Origin of the sequence: Streptomyces sp. NBC_00727, from assembly GCF_045161745.1 — a bacterium.
Classification (GTDB): domain Bacteria; phylum Actinomycetota; class Actinomycetes; order Streptomycetales; family Streptomycetaceae; genus Streptomyces.
In genome coordinates this window covers 1,576,885-1,599,041 of sequence record NZ_CP108981.1, presented here as the reverse complement: position 1 = coordinate 1,599,041, position 22,157 = coordinate 1,576,885, and the positions used below count along the sequence as shown (strand labels likewise).

Genomic DNA, 22,157 nt, shown 5'->3' with positions numbered 1-22,157 from the left:
CGGGGCGGTGCCCCGGCGCCGGAGCCCCGGGCACGAGCAGTGGAGGGGACAGGGACATGCCGGCCGAAGAGAGCGTGCGGGTACGGCCCGCTGCCAAGGCCCGGCGGCCCGCGGCGGTGCGGGCCCGGAGCACGGGCAGCCCCCGCAGCCCGCGCGGCGGCGGTGTGCGTCGGCTGTACGAGCGGGCACGGCGGGCCTGGGACCGCCCGCTGACGGCCTACTACGTGATCCTGGGCGCCGGACTGCTGATCACCGTGCTCGGCCTGGTGATGGTCTACTCCGCCTCGATGATCAAGGCGCTGGAGCTGGGCAAGCCCGGCACCTACTTCTTCCGCAAGCAGTTCCTGGCCGCCGTGATCGGGGCCGGGCTGATGGCGGCCGCCGCCCGGATGCCGGTCAAGCTGCACCGCGCGCTGTCCTACCCGCTGCTCATGGGCGCCGTCTTCCTGATGGTCCTGGTCCAGGTGCCGGGGATAGGGATGTCGGTCAACGGCAACCGCAACTGGCTCTATCTGGGCGGGCCCTTCCAGCTCCAGCCCAGCGAGTTCGGCAAGCTGGCCCTCGTCCTGTGGGGGGCCGACCTGCTCGCCCGTAAACAGGACAAGCGGCTGCTGACCCAGTGGAAGCACATGCTGGTGCCGCTGGTGCCGGTCGCCTTCATGCTGCTCGGACTCATCATGCTCGGCGGCGACATGGGTACTGCGATCATTCTCACGGCCATCCTGTTCGGCCTGCTCTGGCTGGCCGGCGCGCCCACCCGGCTGTTCGCCGGAGTGCTCGCCATCGCGGGCCTCATCGGCTTCCTGCTGATCAAGACCAGCCCCAACCGCATGTCCAGGCTGGACTGCATGGGAGCGAGCGAGCCCGGACCCGGCGGCTCCTGCTGGCAGGCCGTCCACGGGATCTATGCTCTGGCCTCGGGCGGATGGTTCGGATCGGGCCTCGGTGCGAGTGTGGAAAAATGGGGCCAACTGCCCGAACCGCACACCGACTTCATCTTCGCCATCACCGGGGAGGAACTGGGGTTGGCGGGGACGCTGTCGGTGCTCGCCCTCTTCGCGGCTCTAGGCTATGCGGGTATCCGCGTGGCGGGACGCACGGAGGACCCCTTCGTGCGGTACGCAGCGGGAGGTGTGACCACCTGGATCACGGCCCAGGCCGTGATCAACGTCGGTGCGGTGCTCGGCCTGCTGCCGATCGCCGGTGTCCCGCTCCCGCTGTTCTCCTACGGGGGGTCGGCCCTGCTGCCGACCATGTTCGCCGTCGGGCTGCTGATCGCGTTCGCGCGGGACGAGCCCGCCGCGAAGGCGGCCCTGGCCGTGCGGAGGCCCGGGGTGAGATGGAAGACGATGAGACGGCGCGTCAAGAAGCGTTCGTCCGGAGAGCGGTGAATTTCGGTGCATGTCGTACTCGCCGGCGGGGGGACCGCCGGCCACATCGAGCCCGCGCTTGCCCTCGCGGACGCCCTGCGCAGGCAGGACCCGAGCGTGGGGATCACCGCTCTCGGCACGGAGCGGGGACTCGAGACCAGGCTCGTACCCGAGCGGGGGTACGAACTCGCCCTCATCCCGGCCGTACCGCTGCCGCGCAAGCCCACCCCCGAACTCATCACCGTCCCGGGCCGGCTGCGCGGCACCATCAAGGCCGCCGAGCAGATCCTGGAACGCACCAGGGCCGACTGCGTGGTCGGCTTCGGTGGTTACGTGGCCCTGCCGGGCTACCTGGCGGCCAAGCGGGCCGGCGTCCCGATCGTGGTCCACGAGGCCAACGCCCGGCCCGGCCTGGCCAACAAGATCGGCTCGCGGTACGCGCACGGCGTCGCCGTCTCCACGCCCGACAGCAAGCTGCGCGGCGCCCGCTACATCGGCATCCCGCTCCGCCGCACCATCGCCACCCTCGACCGGGCCCGCGTCCGACCCGAGGCGCGCGCGGCGTTCGGCCTCGACCCCAACCTGCCGACGCTGCTGGTCTCCGGCGGCTCGCAGGGCGCCCGCCACCTCAACGAGGTGGTGCAGCGCGTCGCTCCGCTGCTCCAGCGCTCCGGCATCCAGATCCTGCACGTGGTCGGGCCGAAGAACGAATTGCCGCGCGTGGACAACATGCCGGGGATGCCCCCCTACATCCCGGTACCGTACGTGGACCGGATGGATCTCGCGTACGCCGCGGCCGACATGATGCTCTGCCGCGCGGGCGCGATGACCGTCGCCGAACTCTCCGCCGTCGGACTGCCCGCCGCCTACGTGCCGTTGCCCATCGGCAACGGTGAACAGCGGCTGAACGCCCAGCCGGTGGTCAACGCCGGGGGCGGCCTGCTGGTGGACGACGCGGCGCTGACCCCGGAGTGGGTGCAGGGCAACGTCCTCCAGGTGCTGTCCGATCCGCACCGGTTGTATGAAATGTCCCGCGCCGCCGCCGAGTTCGGCCGCCGGGACGCCGACGATCTGCTGGTCGGCATGGTGTACGAGGCGATTGCCGCACGCCGTAACGCGTGAGGCGGGCGGGTCCGGGGGCGATGGCCCCCGGACCCGGCATAAGGAGCGAGCGTGGCCGGACCGACGACCGCCCAGCGCGGTGCAGGGAAGCAGGAGGACGCCCCGGAACGGCCGTCGCGCCCACGTCCCGAGGGGCGCCGCATCACCCGGCGCCGGCTGCTGGTCCTGATCGCCGCGGCCGTGCTGCTGCTCGGTTCCGGCGCGGTCTGGGTGCTGTACGGATCCTCCTGGCTGAGGGTCGAACAGGTCAGGATCTCCGGGGTCCGGGTGCTGACACCGGCCGAGGTGGAGCGCACGGCCGCGGTGCCCATGAACGCCCCGCTGGTCTCCGTGGACACCGGCGCGATCGAGAAGAGGTTGCGCCAGAAGTTGCCTCGTATCGACTCGGTGGATGTCGTTCGGTCATGGCCGCACGGCATCGGACTTAAGGTGACCGAACGAAAGCCGGTCCTGTTGGAAAAAAAGGGCGCAAAGTTCATTGAAGTGGACGCCGAGGGTGTGCGTTTCGCCACGGTGGACAAGGCGCCCGCGCGCGCGCCCCTGCTGGAAGTGGCCACCGGTCACTCCGGGAGTCTGCGCCGCTTCGGCAGCGACCGGCTGGTGCGCGAAGCGGTCCGGGTCGCGGGTGACCTCCCGGGCGGTGTCGCCGAGGACACCCGGGTCGTCCGGGTCGCCTCGTACGACGCCATCTCCCTGGAACTCAGCGGGGATCGAACGGTGCTGTGGGGAAGCGGTGAAGCGGGTGCGGCGAAGGCGCGAGTCCTCACCGCTCTCATGAAGGCCGCACCCAAAGCGGGACACTTCGACGTGAGTGCACCCACCGCTCCTGCGGTGTCGGGTAGTTGACGCACATTTGGCCTGGCCAGCACCCTGGTTGGTCAGCGCTACGGGTGATCACATAGGGTGAAAAGAAAAACGGGAGGTTCGGCGTGTTCGTTGAACGTGCGCCACTTGTCGACTTAGTGTCCTGTTCGGAAGAGTCCATGAAGCAGACACACTGGTAACCCTAAACTTGAACGTTAGGGTTTGGGTCGGCGTTCGGACCGTCCCAATCGGCATCCGTCGTCGCGGCGGGATCACCGCGAAGCGACGACACGTAACTCGAGGCGAGAGGCCTTCGACGTGGCAGCACCGCAGAACTACCTCGCAGTCATCAAGGTCATCGGTGTCGGCGGCGGTGGTGTCAATGCCATCAACCGAATGATCGAGGTCGGTCTCAAGGGCGTCGAGTTCATCGCGATCAACACGGATGCGCAAGCCCTGTTGATGAGCGACGCCGACGTCAAGCTCGACGTCGGCCGCGAACTCACCCGCGGCCTCGGCGCCGGGGCGAACCCGGCCGTCGGTCGTAAGGCGGCAGAGGACCACCGTGAGGAGATCGAGGAGGTCCTCAAGGGGGCCGACATGGTCTTCGTCACCGCAGGCGAAGGCGGCGGCACCGGCACCGGTGGCGCACCCGTCGTCGCCAACATCGCGCGCTCGCTCGGCGCCCTGACGATCGGTGTGGTCACCCGCCCGTTCACCTTCGAGGGCCGGCGTCGCGCGAACCAGGCGGAGGACGGCATCGCCGAGCTCCGCGAAGAGGTCGACACCCTGATCGTCATCCCCAACGACCGGCTGCTGTCCATCTCGGACCGCCAGGTCAGCGTGCTCGACGCCTTCAAGTCGGCCGACCAGGTCCTGCTCTCGGGTGTCCAGGGCATCACCGACCTCATCACCACGCCGGGCCTGATCAACCTCGACTTCGCCGACGTCAAGTCGGTCATGTCCGAGGCCGGGTCGGCGCTCATGGGCATCGGCTCCGCCCGCGGCGACGACCGCGCGGTGGCCGCCGCGGAGATGGCGATCTCCTCGCCGCTCCTGGAGGCGTCCATCGACGGCGCCCGCGGTGTCCTGCTCTCCATCTCCGGCGGCAGCGACCTCGGTCTCTTCGAGATCAACGAGGCCGCCCAGCTGGTGAGCGAGGCGGCACACCCCGAGGCGAACATCATCTTCGGCGCGGTCATCGACGACGCCCTCGGCGACGAGGTGCGGGTCACCGTCATCGCGGCGGGCTTCGACGGCGGACAGCCGCCGGCCCGGCGGGAGATCGCGCTCGGCGGCAACACCGCCAAGCGCGAGGAGCCGGCCCCGACGCCGGTCCGGGCCGCCGAGCCGGTGCGCCACCAGTCGGGCGGGCTCGGTTCCGTCCCGCCGCGTGAGGAGCCGCCGGTGCAGGCCGAGCCGGCTCCGGCCGCGGGTGAGACCCACCTTCCGCCGGTCGTCTCGCCGCCGCACGTCCCGCCGGCCCGTCCCTACTCGGACTCCCAGGCCGAAGAGCTGGACGTACCGGACTTCTTGAAGTGATAGGTCCGCACGACGCAGTGAGCTCGAAGGTTTCTGTCTTTTCGCGGGGCGGCGCTCATTTCTCCTTCACCGACAGGTGGGGCGGAGTGAGCGCCGCCCCGTACGCGGAGCTCAATCTCGGCGGCGCGGTCGGCGACGACCCCGCCGCCGTTCTCGCCAACCGGGAGCGCGCCGCGCGTGCCCGGGGGCTCGATCCGGCGCGGGTCGTCTGGATGAACCAGGTGCACGGCCGCGACGTGGCAGTGGTCGACGGACCCTGGGGCGACGCCCCGGAGATCCCCGCCGTCGACGCGGTGGTCACCGCGCGCCGCGGTCTCGCGCTCGCCGTGCTGACCGCCGACTGCACGCCCGTCCTGCTCGCCGACCCGGAGGCCGGTGTCGTCGCGGCGGCGCACGCGGGCCGGCCGGGGCTGGTCGCCGGGGTCGTGCCGGCCGTGGTCGAGGCCATGGTCCGGCTCGGCGCGGAGGTCTCCCGGATCACCGCCCGTTCCGGACCGGCCGTCTGCGGGCGGTGCTACGAGGTGCCGGCGGCGATGCGGGACGAGGTCGCCGCGAGCGTGCCCGGCTCGTGGTCCGAGACCAGCTGGGGCACCCCGGCGGTGGACGTCACCGGCGGGGTGCACGCCCAGCTCGCGGCGCTCGGCGTCACCGACCGGCACGCGTCGCCCTTCTGCACCCTGGAATCGGGCGACCACTTCTCGTACCGACGCGACCGCACCACCGGGCGGCTCGCCGGATATGTCTGGCTGGACTGATAGGGCATGACGGAACGCAAGGAAGAACTCGCCGCCAATCTGGCACGGGTGGAGGACCGGATCGCCTCGGCCTGCGCCGCGGCCGGGCGCGCGCGGGAAGACGTGACCCTGATCGTGGTCACCAAGACCTACCCCGCGAGCGATGTGCGGATTCTGCACGGACTCGGTGTGCGTCAGGTCGCGGAGAACCGCGACCAGGACGCCGCCCCCAAGGCCGCCGCATGTGCGGATCTGTCCCTCTCCTGGCACTTTGTCGGTCAATTGCAGACCAACAAGGTTCGCTCGGTGGCCGGTTATGCCGATGTCGTGCAGTCGGTGGACCGTACGAAGCTGGTGACCGCCCTGTCGTCGGCGGCCGGGGGCGCCGGCCGTGAACTCGGCTGCCTGATCCAGGTGGCGCTCGACGCGGAGAGCGGTGAGCGGGGCGCGCGCGGGGGCGTCGCCCCGGACGGGATCGAGGAGTTGGCCGACGCGGTGGCCGCCGCGCCCGGGCTGCGGCTGGACGGACTGATGACCGTCGCGCCGCTCGCCGGCCCCTTCGCCGGACGGCAACGGGCCGCGTTCGACCGGCTGATGGAATTCTCATCCCGGCTGCGCGGGAACCATCCGGCTGCGAACATGGTCTCTGCAGGGATGAGTGCGGACCTCGAGGACGCGATCGCGGCCGGAGCGACACATGTGCGCGTCGGTACTGCGGTACTCGGAGTCCGCCCCGGGCTCGGGTAACGTCGCCAAGCAAGTCGGACCACAGCAGAAAATATGGTCATTACCGCCCAGGGCGGGCAGGCCGGAGTGGATCGCGGGCACTTGGTGACAGATGCCGATCCACCACAGAGCGGAGGACTCAGAGCATGGCCGGCGCGATGCGCAAGATGGCGGTCTACCTCGGCCTCGTGGAGGACGATGGGTACGACGGTCCGGGGTTCGACCCCGACGACGAATTCGAACCCGAGCCGGAGCCCGAGCGCGACCGGCGCCGGCACCAGCCCGCGCATCAGGTGGAGCGGGACCGGGAGCGCGACGAACCGGTCCGCGCGGTCCAGCCGCCGGCGCAGCGGGAGCCCGTCCAGATCCCGGCGGAGCGTGAGCGACCCGCCCGGATCGCACCCGTGGCATCCATCACACCTGAACGCCCGAACATGGAGAAGAACGCACCGGTGATCATGCCCAAGGTCGTGTCCGAGCGGGAGCCCTACCGGATCACCACGCTGCACCCCAGGACCTACAACGAGGCCCGTACCATCGGGGAACACTTCCGTGAGGGCACTCCGGTGATCATGAATCTCACGGAGATGGACGATACGGACGCAAAGCGACTTGTCGACTTTGCCGCGGGACTCGTCTTCGGTCTCCATGGCAGCATTGAGCGAGTGACACAGAAGGTGTTCCTGCTGTCTCCTGCTAACGTCGATGTCACGGCGGAGGACAAGGCCCGTATCGCAGAGGGCGGATTCTTCAACCAGAGCTGAGAACACGACACCGGGAACGACCCGGCCGAGAGGCCGGCGCTACGAGAGCCAGGGGAGAGGGAAGCGCGAGAGATGGGCGTCGCACAAAGTGTTGTCTACATCGCGTTGATGTGTTTCCTCATCGTGCTGATCTTCCGGCTCGTCATGGACTACGTCTTCCAGTTCGCACGTTCATGGCAGCCGGGCAAGCCGATGGTGGTCGTCCTCGAGACCACGTACACGGTCACCGATCCACCGCTCAAGCTCCTGCGGCGGTTCATCCCGCCGCTGCGTCTCGGGGGCGTGGCACTCGACCTGTCCTTCTTCGTTCTGATGATCATCGTTTCCATCCTGATCAGCGTCGTGATCAGGCTGTGAGCGATACGGTCCTGCCGACTGCCGACGACTACGTAGAGGTGAAGAAGAGATGCCGCTGACTCCCGAGGATGTGCGGAACAAGCAGTTCACGACGGTCCGCCTCCGAGAGGGCTACGACGAGGACGAGGTCGATGCCTTCCTCGACGAGGTCGAGTCGGAGCTGACCCGCCTGCTCCGTGAGAACGAGGACCTGCGCGCCAAGCTGGCCGCCGCCACGCGTGCCGCCGCGCAGAACCAGCAGCAGGGTATGCGCAAGCCGCCGGAGCAGCAGGACCGGCCGGGTGCCCCGGTGCCCGCCGCCATATCGGGCCCGCCGGTCCAGCAGCAGCCCCCGCAGATGGGTCCCCCCCAGCTGCCCGGTGGTGCTCCGCAGCTGCCCGCCGGTCCCAGCGGCCACGGCCCCCAGGGCCCGCACGGTCCCGGTCCGCAGGGCCCCCACGGTCCCGGCCCGATGCAGGGTGGTCCCATGGGCGGACCGATGGGCGGCCCCATGGGCGGTCACAACCCGCAGCAGCAGATGCAGCAGATGCAGCCGCAGATGCAGCCGCCGCCGCAGATGCAGCAGCAGGGCCCCGGTGGCGACAGCGCCGCCCGTGTCCTGTCCCTCGCCCAGCAGACCGCCGACCAGGCGATCGCGGAGGCCCGTTCCGAGGCCAACAAGATCGTCGGCGAGGCCCGCAGCCGCGCCGAGGGCCTGGAGCGGGACGCCCGCGCCAAGGCGGACGCGCTGGAGCGGGACGCGCAGGAGAAGCACCGCGTGGCGATGGGCTCGCTGGAGTCGGCCCGCGCGACGCTGGAGCGCAAGGTCGAGGACCTGCGCGGCTTCGAGCGCGAGTACCGGACCCGTCTGAAGTCCTACCTGGAGAGCCAGCTGCGTCAGCTGGAGACCCAGGCGGACGACTCGCTGGCTCCGGCGCGTACCCCGGCCGCCGCGTCGCTGCCGCCGTCGCCCTCGCTGGCTCCGGCCGGTGCGGGTGCCATGGGTCACGCCATGGGCGGCAACCACGGTGGTCAGCCGATGGGCGGCAACCCGTCCATGGGCGGCGGCCCGTCGTACGGCGGTCAGCAGCAGATGTCCCCGGCGATGACGCAGCCGATGGCGCCGGTGCGGCCGCAGGCGCCGCAGCCGATGCAGCAGGCGCCGTCGCCGATGCGCGGGTTCCTGATCGACGAGGACGACAACTGAGCGGGGCGCGCTCGTTGAGCGCGTAGCCGTCGGCAGGCTGAGGGCCGGGCCCCGGGGTTTTCCCCGGGGCCCGGCCCTTTTGCGTACGCGGCCCGCCTCGGCGCCGTTTCGGGGGCTCTGCCCTCGTACCCCCGCTCCTCAATCGCCGGAGGGGCTTGTTTTTGCCGCCGCCGTCGCAGATGCGCGGCGGCAGGAGCGAAATGCAGCCTCGCCGGCACTTGAGCCCCGGTTACGGGAAGGGGCGGGGTGGGGGACAGGAAAGGGCCCGGCCGAGGTGTTCCCGGCCGGGCCCTCGGGGGCCGCTACGCCTTGCGGAGGCGGAAGACCAGGTTCAGGCCCTCGTCCTCGAACGGGGCGCCGTACGCGCCGTCCGCCCCGCCCTCCGCGTAGTCCAGCGCCAGCACCTCGTCCGCGATCAGCGTCGCGTGCTCGGTGAGGGCCTCCGTCGTCGCGGGGGACGTGGAGGTCCAGCGGACGGCGATGCGGTCCGCCACGTCCAGGCCGCTGTTCTTGCGGGCCTCCTGGATCAGGCGGATCGCGTCACGGGCCAGGCCCGCGCGCCGCAGCTCCGGGGTGATCTCCAGGTCCAGGGCGACCGTGGCGCCCGAGTCGGAGGCGACGGACCAGCCCTCGCGCGGGGTCTCCGTGATGATGACCTCGTCCGGCGAGAGGGTGACCGTCTCGCCGTCCACCTCGACCGAGGCCGTGCCCTCGCGCAGGGCCAGCGACAGGGCCGCCGCGTCCGCGTTCGCGACCGCCTTGGCCACTGCCTGGACGCCCTTGCCGAAGCGCTTGCCGAGCGCCCGGAAGTTCGCCTTGGCCGTGGTGTCGACGAGCGAGCCGCCCACCTCGGAGAGGGAGGCCAGCGAGGAGACGTTCAGCTCCTCCGTGATCTGGGCGTGCAGCTCCGGGGAGAGGCGCTCGAAGCCCGAGGCCGCGACCAGGGCGCGGGACAGCGGCTGGCGGGTCTTGACGCCCGACTCCGCACGCGTGGCCCGGCCCAGCTCCACCAGGCGGCGCACGAGCGCCATCTGTGCCGAGAGGGCGGGGTCGACCGCCGACGGGTCCGCCTTCGGCCAGGACGACAGGTGGACCGACTCCGGCGCGTCCGGGGCGACCGGCACGACCAGGTCCTGCCAGACCCGCTCGGTGATGAACGGGGTCAGCGGGGCCATCAGCCGGGTCACCGTCTCGACGACCTCGTGCAGGGTGCGCAGCGCCGCCTTGTCGCCCTGCCAGAAGCGGCGGCGGGAGCGGCGCACGTACCAGTTGGACAGGTCGTCGACGAACGCGGACAGCAGCTTGCCGGCGCGCTGGGTGTCGTAGCCCTCCAGCGCCTGGGTGACCTGGTCGACCAGGGTGTTCAGCTCGCCGAGCAGCCAGCGGTCCAGGACCGTGCGGTCGGCGGGCGCCGGGTCCGCGGCCGAGGGCGACCAGTCGGACGTACGGGCGTACAGGGCCTGGAAGGCCACCGTGTTCCAGTACGTGAGGAGCGTCTTGCGGACGACCTCCTGGATCGTGCCGTGGCCCACCCGCCGGGCCGCCCAGGGCGAGCCGCCCGCCGCCATGAACCAGCGCACGGCGTCGGCGCCGTGCTGGTCCATGAGCGGGATCGGCTGGAGGATGTTGCCCAGGTGCTTGGACATCTTCCGGCCGTCCTCGGCGAGGATGTGGCCCAGGCAGACGACGTTCTCGTAGGACGACTTGTCGAAGACCAGCGTGCCGACGGCCATCAGTGTGTAGAACCAGCCGCGGGTCTGGTCGATGGCCTCCGAGATGAACTGCGCCGGGTAGCGGCTCTCGAAGATCTCCTTGTTCTTGTACGGGTAGCCCCACTGCGCGAACGGCATCGAGCCCGAGTCGTACCAGGCGTCGATGACCTCCGGGACGCGGTAAGCCTCCAGCTGGCAGCTCTCGTGCGTGCAGGTGAACGTGATCTCGTCGATGAACGGCCGGTGCGGGTCCAGGCCCGAGAGGTCCGCGCCGGACAGTTCGCCCAGCTCGGCGCGGGAGCCGACGCAGGTGAGGTGGCCGTCCTCGCAGCGCCAGATCGGCAGCGGGGTGCCCCAGTAGCGGTTGCGGGACAGCGCCCAGTCGACGTTGTTGGTCAGCCAGTCGCCGAAGCGGCCGTGCTTGACCGAGTCCGGGAACCAGTTGGTCTTCTCGTTCTCCTGGAGCAGCCGCTCCTTGACCGCCGTCGTACGGATGTACCAGGACGGCTGTGCGTAGTACAGCAGCGCGGTGTGGCAGCGCCAGCAGTGCGGGTAGCTGTGCTCGTACGGGACGTGGCGGAAGAGCAGCCCGCGGTCCTTCAGGTCCTCGGTCAGCGCCTCGTCGGCCTTCTTGAAGAAGATCCCGCCGACCAGCGGCAGGTCCTCCTCGAAGGTGCCGTCGGGGCGGACCGGGTTGACCACCGGCAGGCCGTACGCCTTGCAGACCAGGAGGTCGTCGGCGCCGAACGCGGGGGACTGGTGGACCAGACCCGTACCGTCCTCGGTCGTCACGTACTCGGCGTTGACGACGTAGTGCGCGGGCGCCGGGAAGTCCACCAGGGCGAACGGGCGCTCGTACGTCCAGCGCTCCATCTCGCGGCCCGTGAACGACTGGCCGGTGAGCTCCCAGCCCTCGCCGAGCGCCTTCTCGACCAGCGGCCGCGCGACGACGAGCTTCTCCTCGCCGTTCGTCGCGACGACGTAGGTGACGTCCGGGTGCGCGGCGACCGCGGTGTTCGAGACCAGGGTCCACGGGGTCGTCGTCCACACCAGGAGCGCCGCCTCGCCGGCCAGGGGGCCGGAGGTGAGCGGGAAGCGGACGAAGACCGAGGGGTCGACGACCGTCTCGTAGCCCTGAGCCAGCTCGTGGTCGGACAGGCCGGTGCCGCAGCGCGGGCACCAGGGAGCGACGCGGTGGTCCTGGACGAGCAGGTCCTTGTTGAAGATCTCCTTCAGCGACCACCACACGGACTCGACGTACTCGGGGTCCATCGTGCGGTACGCGTCGTCGAGGTCGACCCAGTAGCCCATGCGGGTCGTCAGCTCGGCGAAGGCGTCGGTGTGCCGGGTCACGGACTCGCGGCACTTGGCGTTGAACTCGGCGATGCCGTACGCCTCGATGTCCTTCTTGCCGTTGAAGCCCAGCTCCTTCTCGACCGCCAGCTCGACCGGCAGGCCGTGGCAGTCCCAGCCGGCCTTGCGGCCCACGTGGTAGCCCTGCATGGTCCGGAAGCGGGGGAAGACGTCCTTGAAGACGCGGGCCTCGATGTGGTGGGCGCCGGGCATGCCGTTGGCGGTCGGCGGGCCCTCGTAGAACACCCACTCGGGGCGGCCCTCGGACTGGTCGAGGCTCTTGTCGAAGACCTTGTTCTCGCGCCAGAAGTCGAGCACTGCGTGCTCGAGCGCGGGCAGGTCGACCTGGGCGGGTACCTGGCGGTACTGCGGCGATGTCATGTGCGGGCTTCCTCCGGCGGACGTCTTCCACTTCCGTCGGAGGGACGAGAACCGACGCCGGTCCCCGCGGTACCACCCTCCTTGGCCCCGGGCGTGCGCCCCGGGCCCCCTCATTGGGGTGCGATGCCGGTTCTACTGGCCCCTCGGGGGCGTTCTTCCGGCGGCTCCGGGGTGATCTTCACGACGCGCTCGCCCCCGGGCTCCCACCGTCCCCGGGTCGCTGCTGGCTGCGTACGACGCTACTCGTCCCATCCACGCCTCTCGCTGAGGCCAGTGTACGGGCCGCGGGGCACGCCGTCCGACCGGTTTACGGAGGGGCCCCGCGTGACCCGAATGGCCACACGGGGCGCACGGAGCCGGGGCACGGCCCGGCGCGCGGCGGGAAGCCGGATTACCCGGCGGGGAGCTGGGCACAACGGATGCAGGCGCACGGTGATCCGGACACGGGGAGGGGCGGTGCGGCGGCGTGCCCCGTTGCCGCGGGGCCGGGGTCGACTTATCGTCCCAGCACGACTCGCGAGCAAGATCACAATGCGTGAAGGGGCCGCGGCCATGGTGGAGAAGAAGGCGCCCGGCAAGAAGGCGCCGGCGAAGAAGGCCGCGGCGAGGAAGACGGCGTCCGCCGGTGCGACGGCGGGTGGTGAGCCGGAGTCCGCCGGGCACGCGGAGTCCGGCGAGGACACGGCGTCCACCGGGAAGAAGGCCTCCGTCAAGAAGGCGGCGGGCCGGAAGACCACGGCGAAGAGGACCGGGGCCGCCACGGCCCCGGCGAACACGGGGGCGGCCGAGGCCGCCGAGCAGACGGGAGCCCACACGGTGGTAGCCAAGAAGAGCGCGGCCAGGACCCGGACCGTCGACGAGGACGCGGCACCCGTGCCGCCCGCCCGGGTCGCCACGGCCCCGGGGGACCTGGCCGTACGGCCGGGCGAGGACCCCTGGACGCCGGATGAGGTCGCGTCCGCGCGGGACGAGCTGACCGGCGAGATCACCCGGCTCCGCAACGAGCTGGAGGCCTCGGGACTGGCGCTGGCCGGGCTGATGCGGGACTCCGGCGACGGGGCGGGCGACGACGAGGCCGACACCGGCACCAAGAACATCACCCGCGAGCACGAGATGCAGCTCGCCGCCAACGCCCAGGAGATGCTGGACCAGACCGAGCGCGCCCTGGCCCGGCTGGAGGCCGGTACGTACGGGCTCTGCGAGGTCTGCGGGAAGCCGATCGGCAAGGCCCGGATGCAGGCGTTCCCCCGCGCCACGCTGTGCGTCGAGGACAAACAGAAGCAGGAGCGACGAGGCTGATCCGCACTGGTGTGTCGTACCCTCGTTCTCTGTTGGGAACTAGCTTGAGGGACTCACGTGGCAGAGGCGGAGCGCATCATCGGTACGCCGGACATCACCGGGGCTGAGGGAAGCGGAGAGACCGGGCCGGACGGCGCGGCCGCTTCCCCGGACTCCGTCGCGCCGGAGGCGCCGGACAGCGGTGCCACGGCCTCGGACGCGGACGCGGCGGTCGACCGTTCGCCGGCCACCCGCCGGCGGCGGATCATCCTGCTGTTCTGCGTCGCCGTCGTCGCCTACCTGCTCGACCTCGGCAGCAAGATGCTCGTCGTGGCGAAGCTGGAGCACCAGGAGCCGATCGAGCTCCTCGGCGACTGGCTCAAGCTCGACGCCATCCGCAACGCGGGCGCCGCGTTCGGTTTCGGTGAGGCGTTCACGATCATCTTCACGATCATCGCGGCGACCGTCATCGTGGTCATCGCGCGGCTCGCACGGAAGCTGTACAGCCTGCCGTGGGCCATCGCGCTCGGCCTGCTGCTCGGCGGGGCGCTCGGCAACCTCACCGACCGCATCTTCCGCGCGCCGGGCGTCTTCGAGGGCGCGGTGGTCGACTTCATCGCCCCCGCCCACTTCGCCGTCTTCAACCTGGCCGACTCCGCGATCGTCTGCGGCGGCATCCTGATCGTCCTCCTCTCCTTCAAGGGCCTGGACCCCGACGGCACCGTGCACAAGGACTAGCCGGGCACAAGGACTGGCGCCCGCAAGGCATACTCGACTGGTGAGTACGCAACCCGAGGTCCGCACCCTGCCCGTCCCCGATGGCCTGGAGGGCGAGCGCGTCGACGCCGTCATCTCCCGGATGTTCGGGTTCTCCCGCACCAAGGCCGCCGACCTGGCCGCCGCCGGGAAGGTGCAGGTGGACGGCTCGGTGGTCGGGAAGTCCGAGCGGGTGCACGGCGGTGCCTGGCTCGAAGTGGAGATGCCGCAGGCGCCCGCACCGGTGCAGATCGTCGCCGAGCCCGTCGATGGCATGGAGATCGTGCACGACGACGACGACATCGTGGTCATCGCCAAGCCCGTCGGCGTCGCCGCGCACCCCAGCCCCGGCTGGACCGGCACCACCGTCATCGGCGGCCTCGCCGCCGCCGGGTACCGGATCTCGACCTCCGGCGCCGCCGAGCGCCAGGGCATCGTCCACCGCCTCGACGTCGGCACCTCCGGGCTGATGGTCGTCGCCAAGTCCGAGCGCGCCTACACCTCGCTGAAGGCCCAGTTCCGCGACCGGGTCGTCGAGAAGAAGTACAACGCGCTGGTCCAGGGCCACCCGGACCCCATGAGCGGCACCATCGACGCGCCCATCGGCCGCCACCCCAACCACGACTACAAGTGGGCGGTCGTCGCGGACGGCAAGGCCTCGGTGACGCACTACGACCTGATCGAGGCGTACCGGGCCGCCAGCCTCCTCGACATCAAGCTGGAGACCGGCCGCACCCACCAGATCCGGGTGCACATGTCCGCCCACCGCCACCCCTGCGTCGGCGACCTCACCTATGGCGCCGACCCGACCATGGCCAAGCGCCTCGGCCTGACCCGGCAGTGGCTGCACGCGGTCAAGCTGGGCTTCGAGCACCCTGCCGACGGCAGCTGGGTCGAGTTCACCAGCACCTACCCCGACGACCTCCAGCAGGCGCTGGACCGGATCGCGGCGGAGAGCCAGTGACGGCCGGGCCGCTCGCGTACAGCACGCGGACCGTCACGGACGAGCAGGACCGCGCCGCGTGCTTCCAACTGCGCAAGGAGGTCTTCGTCGGTGAGCAGAACGTGCCCGAGGAGATCGAGTACGACGCCTACGACGCCGACGCGGTGCACGTCATAGCCGTCGCGGCCGACGGCACCGCGCTCGGCACCGGCCGGCTGCTGCACGGACCCGCCGCCGCGGCGCACAACGGCGTGGACCTCACCGTCGGCTCACTCGGCCGGCTCGCGGTCAGCAAGGAGGCCCGCGGCCTCGGCGTCGGCGCCGCGCTGGTGCGGGCCATCGAGGACGCGGCCCGGGACCACGGCCTGGCCGCCGTCGACCTGCACGCCCAGACGCACGCCCTCGGCTTCTACGAGCGCCTCGGCTACGAGCCGTACGGCCCCGAGTTCATGGACGCGGGCATCCCGCACCGGGCGATGCGCCGGGCGATCTGACGCCCCGCCGCCCCCCTGGCCCCGGCGGGCAGGAGGCGCATGGCAGGGTGAGGGGCGACGGCGGGGCGGACACCGGGCCCGGCCGGAGCGCTTCGGAAGGCACCCCGTGGACCAGATGTCACTGCTGCTCCTGCTGCTGCTCGGAGCCGTGGTCACGGTTCCGCTCGGGGACCGGCTCAAGCTCCCCGCGCCGGTGCTGATGACGCTCTTCGGGGTCGTGCTGGCCTTCGTCAGCTTCGTGCCGAACGTGGACATCCCGCCGGAGATCATCCTCCCCGCCCTGCTGCCGCCGCTGCTCTACGCCTCGGTGCAGCGGACCTCCTGGCGGCAGTTCGCGGCGAACAAGCGGCCCATCTTCCTGCTGGCCGTCGCCCTGGTCTTCCTCACGACCGCCGCCGTCGCAGCGGTGGCCGACGCGATCGTGCCCGGCCTGCCGCTGGCCGCCGCCGTCGCGCTCGGCGCGCTCGTCGCCCCGCCCGACCCGGTCGCCGCGACCGCCGTCGCCGGCTCGGTCGGGCTGCCCCGCCGGCTCGTCTCCATCCTGGAGGGCGAGGGGCTCTTCAACGACGTCACCGCGATCGTGCTGTACCACGTGGCCATCGCGGCGGCCGTCAGCGGGACCTTCTCGTGGCCCGAGGCGTTCGGGCTGCTGGTGCTGTCCGCGGTGGTCGCCGTCGCGGTGGGCGTGGCGCTCGGCTGGCTCACGATCAAACTGATGGGGCTGCTCGGCGACGCCACCCTCCAGGTCGGCCTGACCCTGCTGGTGCCGTTCGTCAGCTACGTGCTCGCCGAGGAGCTGATGGGCTCCGGCGTGCTCGCCGTCCTGGTGACCGCGATCTTCCTCGCCGAGCACACCGCGGACGCCGACGACGTCCTCGGCAGGCTCACCGGACGCACCTTCTGGGACATCGTCGACACCCTCGTCACCGGGATCGCCTTCGGGCTCATCGGCCTCGAACTGCACAACGTGTTCGGCACGGCGGACGGCCGCGAGCTGGAGATGGCCGGCTGGGGCCTCGCCGTCGTCGCGGTCGTCGTCGGCGTACGGCTCCTCTATCTGCTCCCGGCCACCTGGCTGGCCAAGCGGCTGCACACCCGGCGGGACGTCAGCGAGGAGATCCCCACCAGCTGGCGGGAGACCGTCGTCATGTGGTGGGCCGGGATGCGCGGGGTGGCCTCCGTCGCGCTGGCCCTCGCGATCCCGCTGGAGACGGACGACGGCAAGCCGTTCCCCGGCCGCGACCAGATCGTCTTCATCGCGTTCTCCGTGATCATGGTGACCCTGGTCTTCCAGGGGCTGACGCTGCCCTGGCTGGTGCGGCGGCTCGGGGTGCGCGCGGACACGGACGCCGAGGCGGCCCTGGAGAAGGACCTCGCGGTCCGGGCGGCCAAGGCGGCCCGCCGGCGGCTCAAGAAGATCGAGGAGACCGAGGACCTCCCCGAGGACGTCGTCGAGCGGCTGCACCGGCTCGCGTACGACATGGGGGCGCGGATCAGCCCCGAGATGGTCGACGACGAACGGCGCGACGCCTACGCCAAGCGCGTCGAGCGGTTCCACGCGGTCAGCCGCATCCAGCGCGAGATGATGTCCGCCGCCCGCCACGCCGTGCTCTCCGCACGCAGCGAACCCGGCTCCGACCCCGAGGTCGTGGACCGGGTCCTGCGGCAGCTGGACGTCCGCAGCCTGCGCTGAGGCCGGCGCCGGTCAGCCCTGGCCGGTGCGAGGGGTCCGGTTCCAGCCGCTCGCGGCCTTCTCGTCCTTGCCGGTCCCGTTCACCGACGGCCACGCGTCGCCGGGCGGGAGCGCCGCGGGGGCCGTCGCGACCCGCGGCAGCGCGTACGGGTGATGGTCGCGCAGCCAGCCGATCAGCTGCTCCCTGACCGCGCAGCGCGCCGTCCAGATGTCGTCCGCGTCCTTCGCCGTGACCACCGCGCGCACCTCGATCGTCGTCGGGGTGGTGTCCGTGACCGCCAGGGACCAGTTCCGGCCGTCCCAGGCGGCGCACTCGCCGAGGATGTCCCGCAGCTTGTCACGCATCGCCTCGATCGGCGCCGAGTGGTCGAGGTGGAAGAAGACCGAGCCGGTCATCTGCGCCCCGCCGCGCGACCAGTTCTCGAACGGCTTGCCCGTGAAGTACGAGACCGGCATCGTGATCCGCCGCTCGTCCCACGTACGCACCGCGAGGAAGGTCAGCGTGATCTCCTCGATCGTGCCCCACTCGCCGTCCACCACCACGGTGTCGCCGATGCGGACCATGTCGCCGAACGCGATCTGAAGCCCCGCGAAGAGGTTGCCGAGCGTGGACTGGGCGGCGACACCGGCGACGATGCCGACGAGACCGGCCGACGCCAGCATCGAGGTGCCCACCGCCTGCATCTCGGGGAACGTCAGCAGCATCGCCGCGGCGGCCAGGATCGTCACGACCGCGATGACCACGCGCTGGATCAGCGTCACCTGCGTCCGCACCCGGCGCACCCGCGCCGGGTCCCGGTTGTGGGCCGCCGCGTAGCGCGCGTACACGGAGTCGACGACCGCTATGGCGATGCGCACCACCAGCCAGGCCGACGCGCCGATCAGCACCAGCGTCAGCAGTCGGCCGATGCCCACCTGGTGGTTCTGGACCGGGCCGAGACCGGTCCTCGCGTACGTACCGCGCAGCAGTGCCGCGCACATGACCAGCTGGAACGGAATCCGGCACTGCCGCAGCAGGCCCCACAACGGGGTCTCGTGGTGCCGGGCGTCGGCGCGCCTCAGCAGGAAGTCGAAGAGCCAGCCCGCAGCCAGGGTGATCACCACCGAGCCGCCGAGGACGATCAGCGGCCGCAGAACACTCTCCATGCTGTCGCTCTCCATCCCTTCGAACGCAACTGGCACCATGGGCGTCATGAACATCATGCTTTTCCACTCGATGTACGGTCTGCGCCCCGCCGTGCACGCCGCAGCCGAACGGCTGCGCGCCGCGGGGCACGAGGTGCGCGTGCCCGATCTGTTCGAGGGGCACACCTTTGATTCGGTGGAGGAAGCGGAGGCGTTCCGCGAGGAGGCCGGCAAGGAGGAGCTGCTCAAGCGGGCCGTGCTCGCCGCCGCGCCCTACTCCGACCAGGGCCTCGTCTACGCCGGTTTCTCGCTCGGCGCCTCGGTCGCCCAGACCCTGGCGCTCGGCGACGAGAAGGCACGCGGGCTGCTGCTCCTGCACGGCACCTCGGACATCGCCGAGAACGCCTCGGTGGACGAGCTGCCCGTACAGCTGCACGTGGCCGATCCGGACCCGTACGAGACGCCGGACTGGCTGAACTCCTGGTACCTGGACATGCAGCGGACCGGGGCGGACGTGGAGGTCTACCGCTACCCGGGCGCCGGGCACCTGTTCACCGACCCGGAGCTGCCGGACTTCGACCGGGACGCCGCGGAGCTGGCCTGGAAGGTCGCGATCGGGTTCCTCGCCACGCTGTGACGCGCGAAGGGCTCCGCGCGGATCGCGCGGAGCCCTTCGAGGGTGCGGGTCAGCCCTTCAGGGCCGCCGCGATCGCCGTGTTGTAGTCGTCGACCGTCATCGGCGCGTTCTTGCCGTCGCTGCCGGTGACCTTCTTGCCGTCCATGACGAGGGTCGGCGTGCCCGTCACGTCGTCCTTGTTCTCGTCGAAGCTCTTGGACATCTTCAGGGCCCAGGCGTCGTACGTGCCGTCCTCGACGGCCTTCTGGAAGTCCTTGTTGCCCTTGAGCTCCTTCACGGAGTCCGCCACCTCGATCAGGTAGCTGTCGTCCTTGAACTTGTCGTCCGCCTCGTCCGGGTGGAACTTCGCCGAGTACAGGGCGCTCTTGTACTCCAGGAACGCGTCCGTGCTCACGTTCAGGGCGGCGCCCAGCGCGCTCAGGGCGTTCTTGGAGCCCTCGCCGCGGGTGCCGACGGAGGGGTTGTCGCCGCCGAGGCTGTCGCCGTCGATGAACGACGCGCCTATGTACTGGATCTTGTACGTGCCGTCCTCGACGTCCTTGGCGATGGCCGAGCCGACGGTCTGCTCGAACGAGGCGCAGATCGGGCAGCGGGAGTCCTCGTACAGCTTCAGGGTCTTCTTCGCGCTGTCCTTGCCGATGACGACGGTGGTGCCGTTGGTGCCCGAGGTGTTCCTGGGCGCGGCCACCGTCTTCTCGTCCTTGAGGGAATCCCAGTGGGACGGCTTGTTCAGCTCCGCCACCGCGTAGCTGATGCCCGCTACGACGGCGAGGCCGGCCACGACCGAGACGCCGACGACGAGCTGCCGGCGGGCCTTGTCCTTCTTCGCCTGGCGCTCGCGCTCCGCGCGCAGCCGCTCGCGGGCTGCGGACTTGTTGGCCTGGCTGTTGCGCTTGCTCATGGTGGTGTTCTCCGTGGGGTGTGGGTCGTACGTTCCGGGGTCTGCGTGTGCTCAGAGCGCACAGGCCCCGAGCGGCGGACCCCTCCGTCCCACGGAGTGGACGAGCAGGCGGGCGTGGGCCGGCGGGCGCGGCCCGGACGCGGCGGCGAGCGCCTTGCGGTGTACGGAGCGTCCGGCCGTGCCCACCACGGCCACGGCGATCAGCAGCGGGCGGAACGCCATCAGCGCGCACGCCCCCAGCAGCCCGGCGAGCGCCAGCTCCCCGCGGTGCAGCCAGGCGGCGGCGAGCAGCCCGACGGTGACATGGGCGGCCAGCAGCAGCCAGGGGACCAGCGGTCCGGGGGAGGCGAGCAGCGCGGCGGCGCCCTGACCGCCGGCGGTCACCGAGGCGAGCGGGGTGGTGACGTCGCCGAGCCGGCCGGGCCCGGGGCCGAGGTCGCCGCCGCCGCACAGGACGTCGACGCCCACCGAGCGCAGGGGGCCCGCTATCGGGCCGCCCGCCGCCCCGTAACAGAGGTGCTGGCCGGTGGTGAAGAAGGTGTCGGCCGCCAGCTCCAGCGGGACCAGCAGTCCGGCGATCGCCCCGAAGGAGCGCTGGCGGCCGGCCAGGGCGTAGGCCGCCGCGAAGACCACAACGGCCAGCACGGCGACGGGCACCAGCGGCAGCGCGACCTGCGAGAGCAGGACGTGGGACGCGGCGGAGAGCGTCACGACGAGCGCTGTGAAAAGCGCCGCGCGTGCCGCTCTGAGCTGCGTCCCGGATATGTCCATCGCCCAGGAGTGTCGCATGCGAACCTGTAAGCGACCCCTAAAGATTCCGTTTCGCCGGCTACAGCCCCGGGATGCGGCCGTTGCGGAAGAGGTCCACGAAGATCTGGTGGTCCGCGCGGGCCCGGGCCCCGTAGCTGTGGGCGAAGTCCACCAGGAGGTCCCCGAAGCCGTCCTCGTCGGCCGCGATGGCGGCGTCGATCGCCCGCTCGGTGGAGAACGGCACCAGCGAGTGGCCGCTCTCGTCGTCCGCCGCCGAGTGCATCGTGGCCGTCGCCCGGCCCAGGTCGGCGACGACCGCCGCGATCTCGTCGGGCTCGTCGATGTCGGACCAGTCCAGGTCCACCGCGTACGGCGACACCTCGGCGACCAGCTGGCCGGCCCCGTCCAGCTCGGTCCAGCCCAGCCACGGGTCGGCGTGGGCCTGCAGTGCGCGCTGCGAGATCACCGTGCGGTGGCCCTCGTGCTGGAAGTAGTCGCGGACGGCCGCGTCCGTGATGTGCCGGGAGACGGCCGGGGTCTGCGCCTGCTTGAGGTAGATCACGACGTCGTTCTCCAGGGCGTCGCTGTTGCCCTCCAGCAGGATGTTGTACGAGGGCAGGCCCGCCGAGCCGATGCCGATGCCGCGCCGGCCCACGACGTCCTTGACCCGGTACGAGTCGGGCCGGGTCAGGCTCGACTCCGGCAGCGTCTCCAGATAGCCGTCGAACGCGGCCAGCACCTTGTACCGCGTCGCCGCGTCCAGGTCGATCGCGCCGCCGCCCTCACTGAAGCGGCGCTCGAAGTCGCGGATCTCGGTCATCGAGTCGAGCAGCGAGAACCGGGTGAGCGAGCGGGCCACCCGCAGCGCGCCGAGCAGCGGCCCCTCGGCGGTGTCCAGCGTGAAGGGCGGCACCTCGTCGTTCTTGGCGCCCGTGGCCAGGGCGCGGATGCGCTCGCGGTAGGCCGCCGCGTAGATCCGCACCAGCTCGGTGATCTGCTCGTCGCCCAGCGCCTTCGCGTACCCCAGCAGCGCGATGGAGGCGGCGAAGCGCTTGAGGTCCCAGGTGAAGGGGCCCACGTACGCCTCGTCGAAGTCGTTCACGTTGAAGACGAGGCGGCCGTTGGCATCCATGTAGGTGCCGAAATTCTCCGCGTGCAGGTCGCCGTGGATCCAGACCCGGCCGGTGCGCTCGTCCAGATACGGGCCGCCGTGCCGCTCGCGCTCCAGGTCGTTGTAGAACAGGCAGGCGGTGCCCCGGTAGAACGCGAAGGCCGAGCCCGCCATCTTGCGGAACTTGACCCGGAAGGCGGCCGGATCGGCCGCGAGGAGCTCCCCGAAGGCGGCGTCGAAGACCTCGAGAATCTGCTCCCCGCGCCGCTCCGCGCCGGTCTGCGTGTCCGACATCTGTGACTGCCTCCTGGTACCTGGCCTGCGTGATGACGTGCATGACAAAAGGGACGGGTGGTCCCGCCCTTCCAACGCGCGACCGTATCGCGGAGTGCCCGTCGTCGCGCTCCTCGGAGACGTA

At 71.1% G+C, this 22,157-nt stretch carries 20 protein-coding genes; 15 read left to right on the top strand and 5 right to left on the bottom strand.

Translation table 11 applies throughout. From position 1 onward, the window contains the following. Nucleotides 1-56: 56 nt before the first annotated feature. The 9 genes from ftsW (at nucleotide 57) to OG242_RS07040 (ending at nucleotide 8,605) form a co-directional block, all read left to right on the top strand. Nucleotides 57-1,391, top strand: coding sequence for a putative lipid II flippase FtsW (gene ftsW / locus OG242_RS07080; RefSeq protein ID WP_405897327.1), 1,335 nt, complete (start codon nucleotides 57-59; stop codon nucleotides 1,389-1,391). A gap of 6 nt (nucleotides 1,392-1,397) precedes the next feature. Next, the gene (gene murG / locus OG242_RS07075) at nucleotides 1,398-2,492 is read left to right on the top strand and encodes an undecaprenyldiphospho-muramoylpentapeptide beta-N-acetylglucosaminyltransferase (protein WP_405897326.1); all 1,095 of its coding nucleotides are present in this window, start codon (nucleotides 1,398-1,400) and stop codon (nucleotides 2,490-2,492) included. A 51-nt stretch (nucleotides 2,493-2,543) separates the two neighbouring features. Further along, a complete protein-coding gene (locus tag OG242_RS07070) occupies nucleotides 2,544-3,338 on the top strand; it encodes a cell division protein FtsQ/DivIB (RefSeq protein WP_405897325.1) in 795 nt (264 codons plus the stop codon). 276 nt (nucleotides 3,339-3,614) lie between these two features. Beyond that, nucleotides 3,615-4,838, top strand: coding sequence for a cell division protein FtsZ (gene ftsZ, locus OG242_RS07065; protein ID WP_405897324.1), 1,224 nt, complete (start codon nucleotides 3,615-3,617; stop codon nucleotides 4,836-4,838). A 17-nt stretch (nucleotides 4,839-4,855) separates the two neighbouring features. Beyond that, complete coding sequence (pgeF, locus tag OG242_RS07060) at nucleotides 4,856-5,593, top strand: peptidoglycan editing factor PgeF (protein ID WP_405897323.1); 738 nt, start codon at nucleotides 4,856-4,858, stop codon at nucleotides 5,591-5,593. A gap of 6 nt (nucleotides 5,594-5,599) precedes the next feature. Continuing rightward, on the top strand, nucleotides 5,600-6,319 hold the full coding sequence (locus OG242_RS07055; protein WP_405897322.1) for a YggS family pyridoxal phosphate-dependent enzyme: 720 nt from the start codon (nucleotides 5,600-5,602) through the stop codon (nucleotides 6,317-6,319). A 125-nt stretch (nucleotides 6,320-6,444) separates the two neighbouring features. Then, complete coding sequence (locus OG242_RS07050; RefSeq protein ID WP_018104459.1) at nucleotides 6,445-7,062, top strand: cell division protein SepF; 618 nt, start codon at nucleotides 6,445-6,447, stop codon at nucleotides 7,060-7,062. A 72-nt stretch (nucleotides 7,063-7,134) separates the two neighbouring features. Next, the gene (locus OG242_RS07045) at nucleotides 7,135-7,419 is read left to right on the top strand and encodes a YggT family protein (protein WP_024493384.1); all 285 of its coding nucleotides are present in this window, start codon (nucleotides 7,135-7,137) and stop codon (nucleotides 7,417-7,419) included. A 49-nt stretch (nucleotides 7,420-7,468) separates the two neighbouring features. Then, nucleotides 7,469-8,605, top strand: a complete 1,137-nt coding sequence (locus OG242_RS07040) for a DivIVA domain-containing protein (protein ID WP_405897321.1) — start codon at nucleotides 7,469-7,471, stop codon at nucleotides 8,603-8,605. Between the two features lie 302 nt (nucleotides 8,606-8,907). Here the strand turns inward: OG242_RS07040 and ileS are convergent, their stop codons facing one another. Next, nucleotides 8,908-12,051, bottom strand: coding sequence for an isoleucine--tRNA ligase (gene ileS, locus OG242_RS07035; RefSeq protein WP_405897320.1), 3,144 nt, complete (start codon nucleotides 12,049-12,051; stop codon nucleotides 8,908-8,910). Nucleotides 12,052-12,603: 552 nt separating this feature from the next. On the opposite strand from ileS, the gene OG242_RS07030 reads away from it, so the two are divergent. From OG242_RS07030 to OG242_RS07010, 5 genes are all read left to right on the top strand, one after another. Further along, entirely contained in the window at nucleotides 12,604-13,350 is a 747-nt protein-coding gene (locus OG242_RS07030) for a TraR/DksA family transcriptional regulator (RefSeq protein ID WP_405897319.1), read from the top strand. 57 nt (nucleotides 13,351-13,407) lie between these two features. Further along, complete coding sequence (gene lspA / locus OG242_RS07025; protein WP_405897318.1) at nucleotides 13,408-14,067, top strand: signal peptidase II; 660 nt, start codon at nucleotides 13,408-13,410, stop codon at nucleotides 14,065-14,067. Nucleotides 14,068-14,107: 40 nt separating this feature from the next. Further along, the gene (locus OG242_RS07020; protein WP_405897317.1) at nucleotides 14,108-15,049 is read left to right on the top strand and encodes an RluA family pseudouridine synthase; all 942 of its coding nucleotides are present in this window, start codon (nucleotides 14,108-14,110) and stop codon (nucleotides 15,047-15,049) included. Continuing rightward, entirely contained in the window at nucleotides 15,046-15,522 is a 477-nt protein-coding gene (locus tag OG242_RS07015; protein WP_405897316.1) for a GNAT family N-acetyltransferase, read from the top strand. The genes OG242_RS07020 and OG242_RS07015 overlap by 4 nt, the downstream gene beginning before the upstream one ends. A 106-nt stretch (nucleotides 15,523-15,628) precedes the next feature. Beyond that, nucleotides 15,629-17,215 carry a Na+/H+ antiporter gene (locus OG242_RS07010; RefSeq protein ID WP_405897315.1) on the top strand — a complete coding sequence of 529 codons (1,587 nt, stop codon included), beginning with the start codon at nucleotides 15,629-15,631 and terminating at the stop codon, nucleotides 17,213-17,215. Nucleotides 17,216-17,227: 12 nt separating this feature from the next. On the opposite strand, the gene OG242_RS07005 is transcribed toward OG242_RS07010, so the two are convergent. Continuing rightward, the gene (locus tag OG242_RS07005; protein WP_405897314.1) at nucleotides 17,228-18,361 is read right to left on the bottom strand and encodes a mechanosensitive ion channel family protein; all 1,134 of its coding nucleotides are present in this window, start codon (nucleotides 18,359-18,361) and stop codon (nucleotides 17,228-17,230) included. A gap of 37 nt (nucleotides 18,362-18,398) precedes the next feature. Between OG242_RS07005 and OG242_RS07000 the strand changes: the two genes are divergently transcribed. Continuing rightward, on the top strand, nucleotides 18,399-18,977 hold the full coding sequence (locus OG242_RS07000) for a dienelactone hydrolase family protein (RefSeq protein WP_405897313.1): 579 nt from the start codon (nucleotides 18,399-18,401) through the stop codon (nucleotides 18,975-18,977). Nucleotides 18,978-19,026: 49 nt separating this feature from the next. On the opposite strand, the gene OG242_RS06995 is transcribed toward OG242_RS07000, so the two are convergent. From OG242_RS06995 to OG242_RS06985, 3 genes are read right to left on the bottom strand one after another with little or no spacing between them, the layout of a single operon-like run. Next, nucleotides 19,027-19,878: a thioredoxin domain-containing protein gene (locus OG242_RS06995; RefSeq protein WP_405897312.1), complete on the bottom strand. Its 852-nt coding sequence runs from the start codon at nucleotides 19,876-19,878 to the stop codon at nucleotides 19,027-19,029. Nucleotides 19,879-19,929: 51 nt separating this feature from the next. Further along, on the bottom strand, nucleotides 19,930-20,649 hold the full coding sequence (locus OG242_RS06990) for a hypothetical protein (RefSeq protein ID WP_405897311.1): 720 nt from the start codon (nucleotides 20,647-20,649) through the stop codon (nucleotides 19,930-19,932). Nucleotides 20,650-20,707: 58 nt separating this feature from the next. Then, on the bottom strand, nucleotides 20,708-22,033 hold the full coding sequence (locus OG242_RS06985; protein ID WP_405897310.1) for a DUF2252 domain-containing protein: 1,326 nt from the start codon (nucleotides 22,031-22,033) through the stop codon (nucleotides 20,708-20,710). Nucleotides 22,034-22,157: the final 124 nt, after the last annotated feature.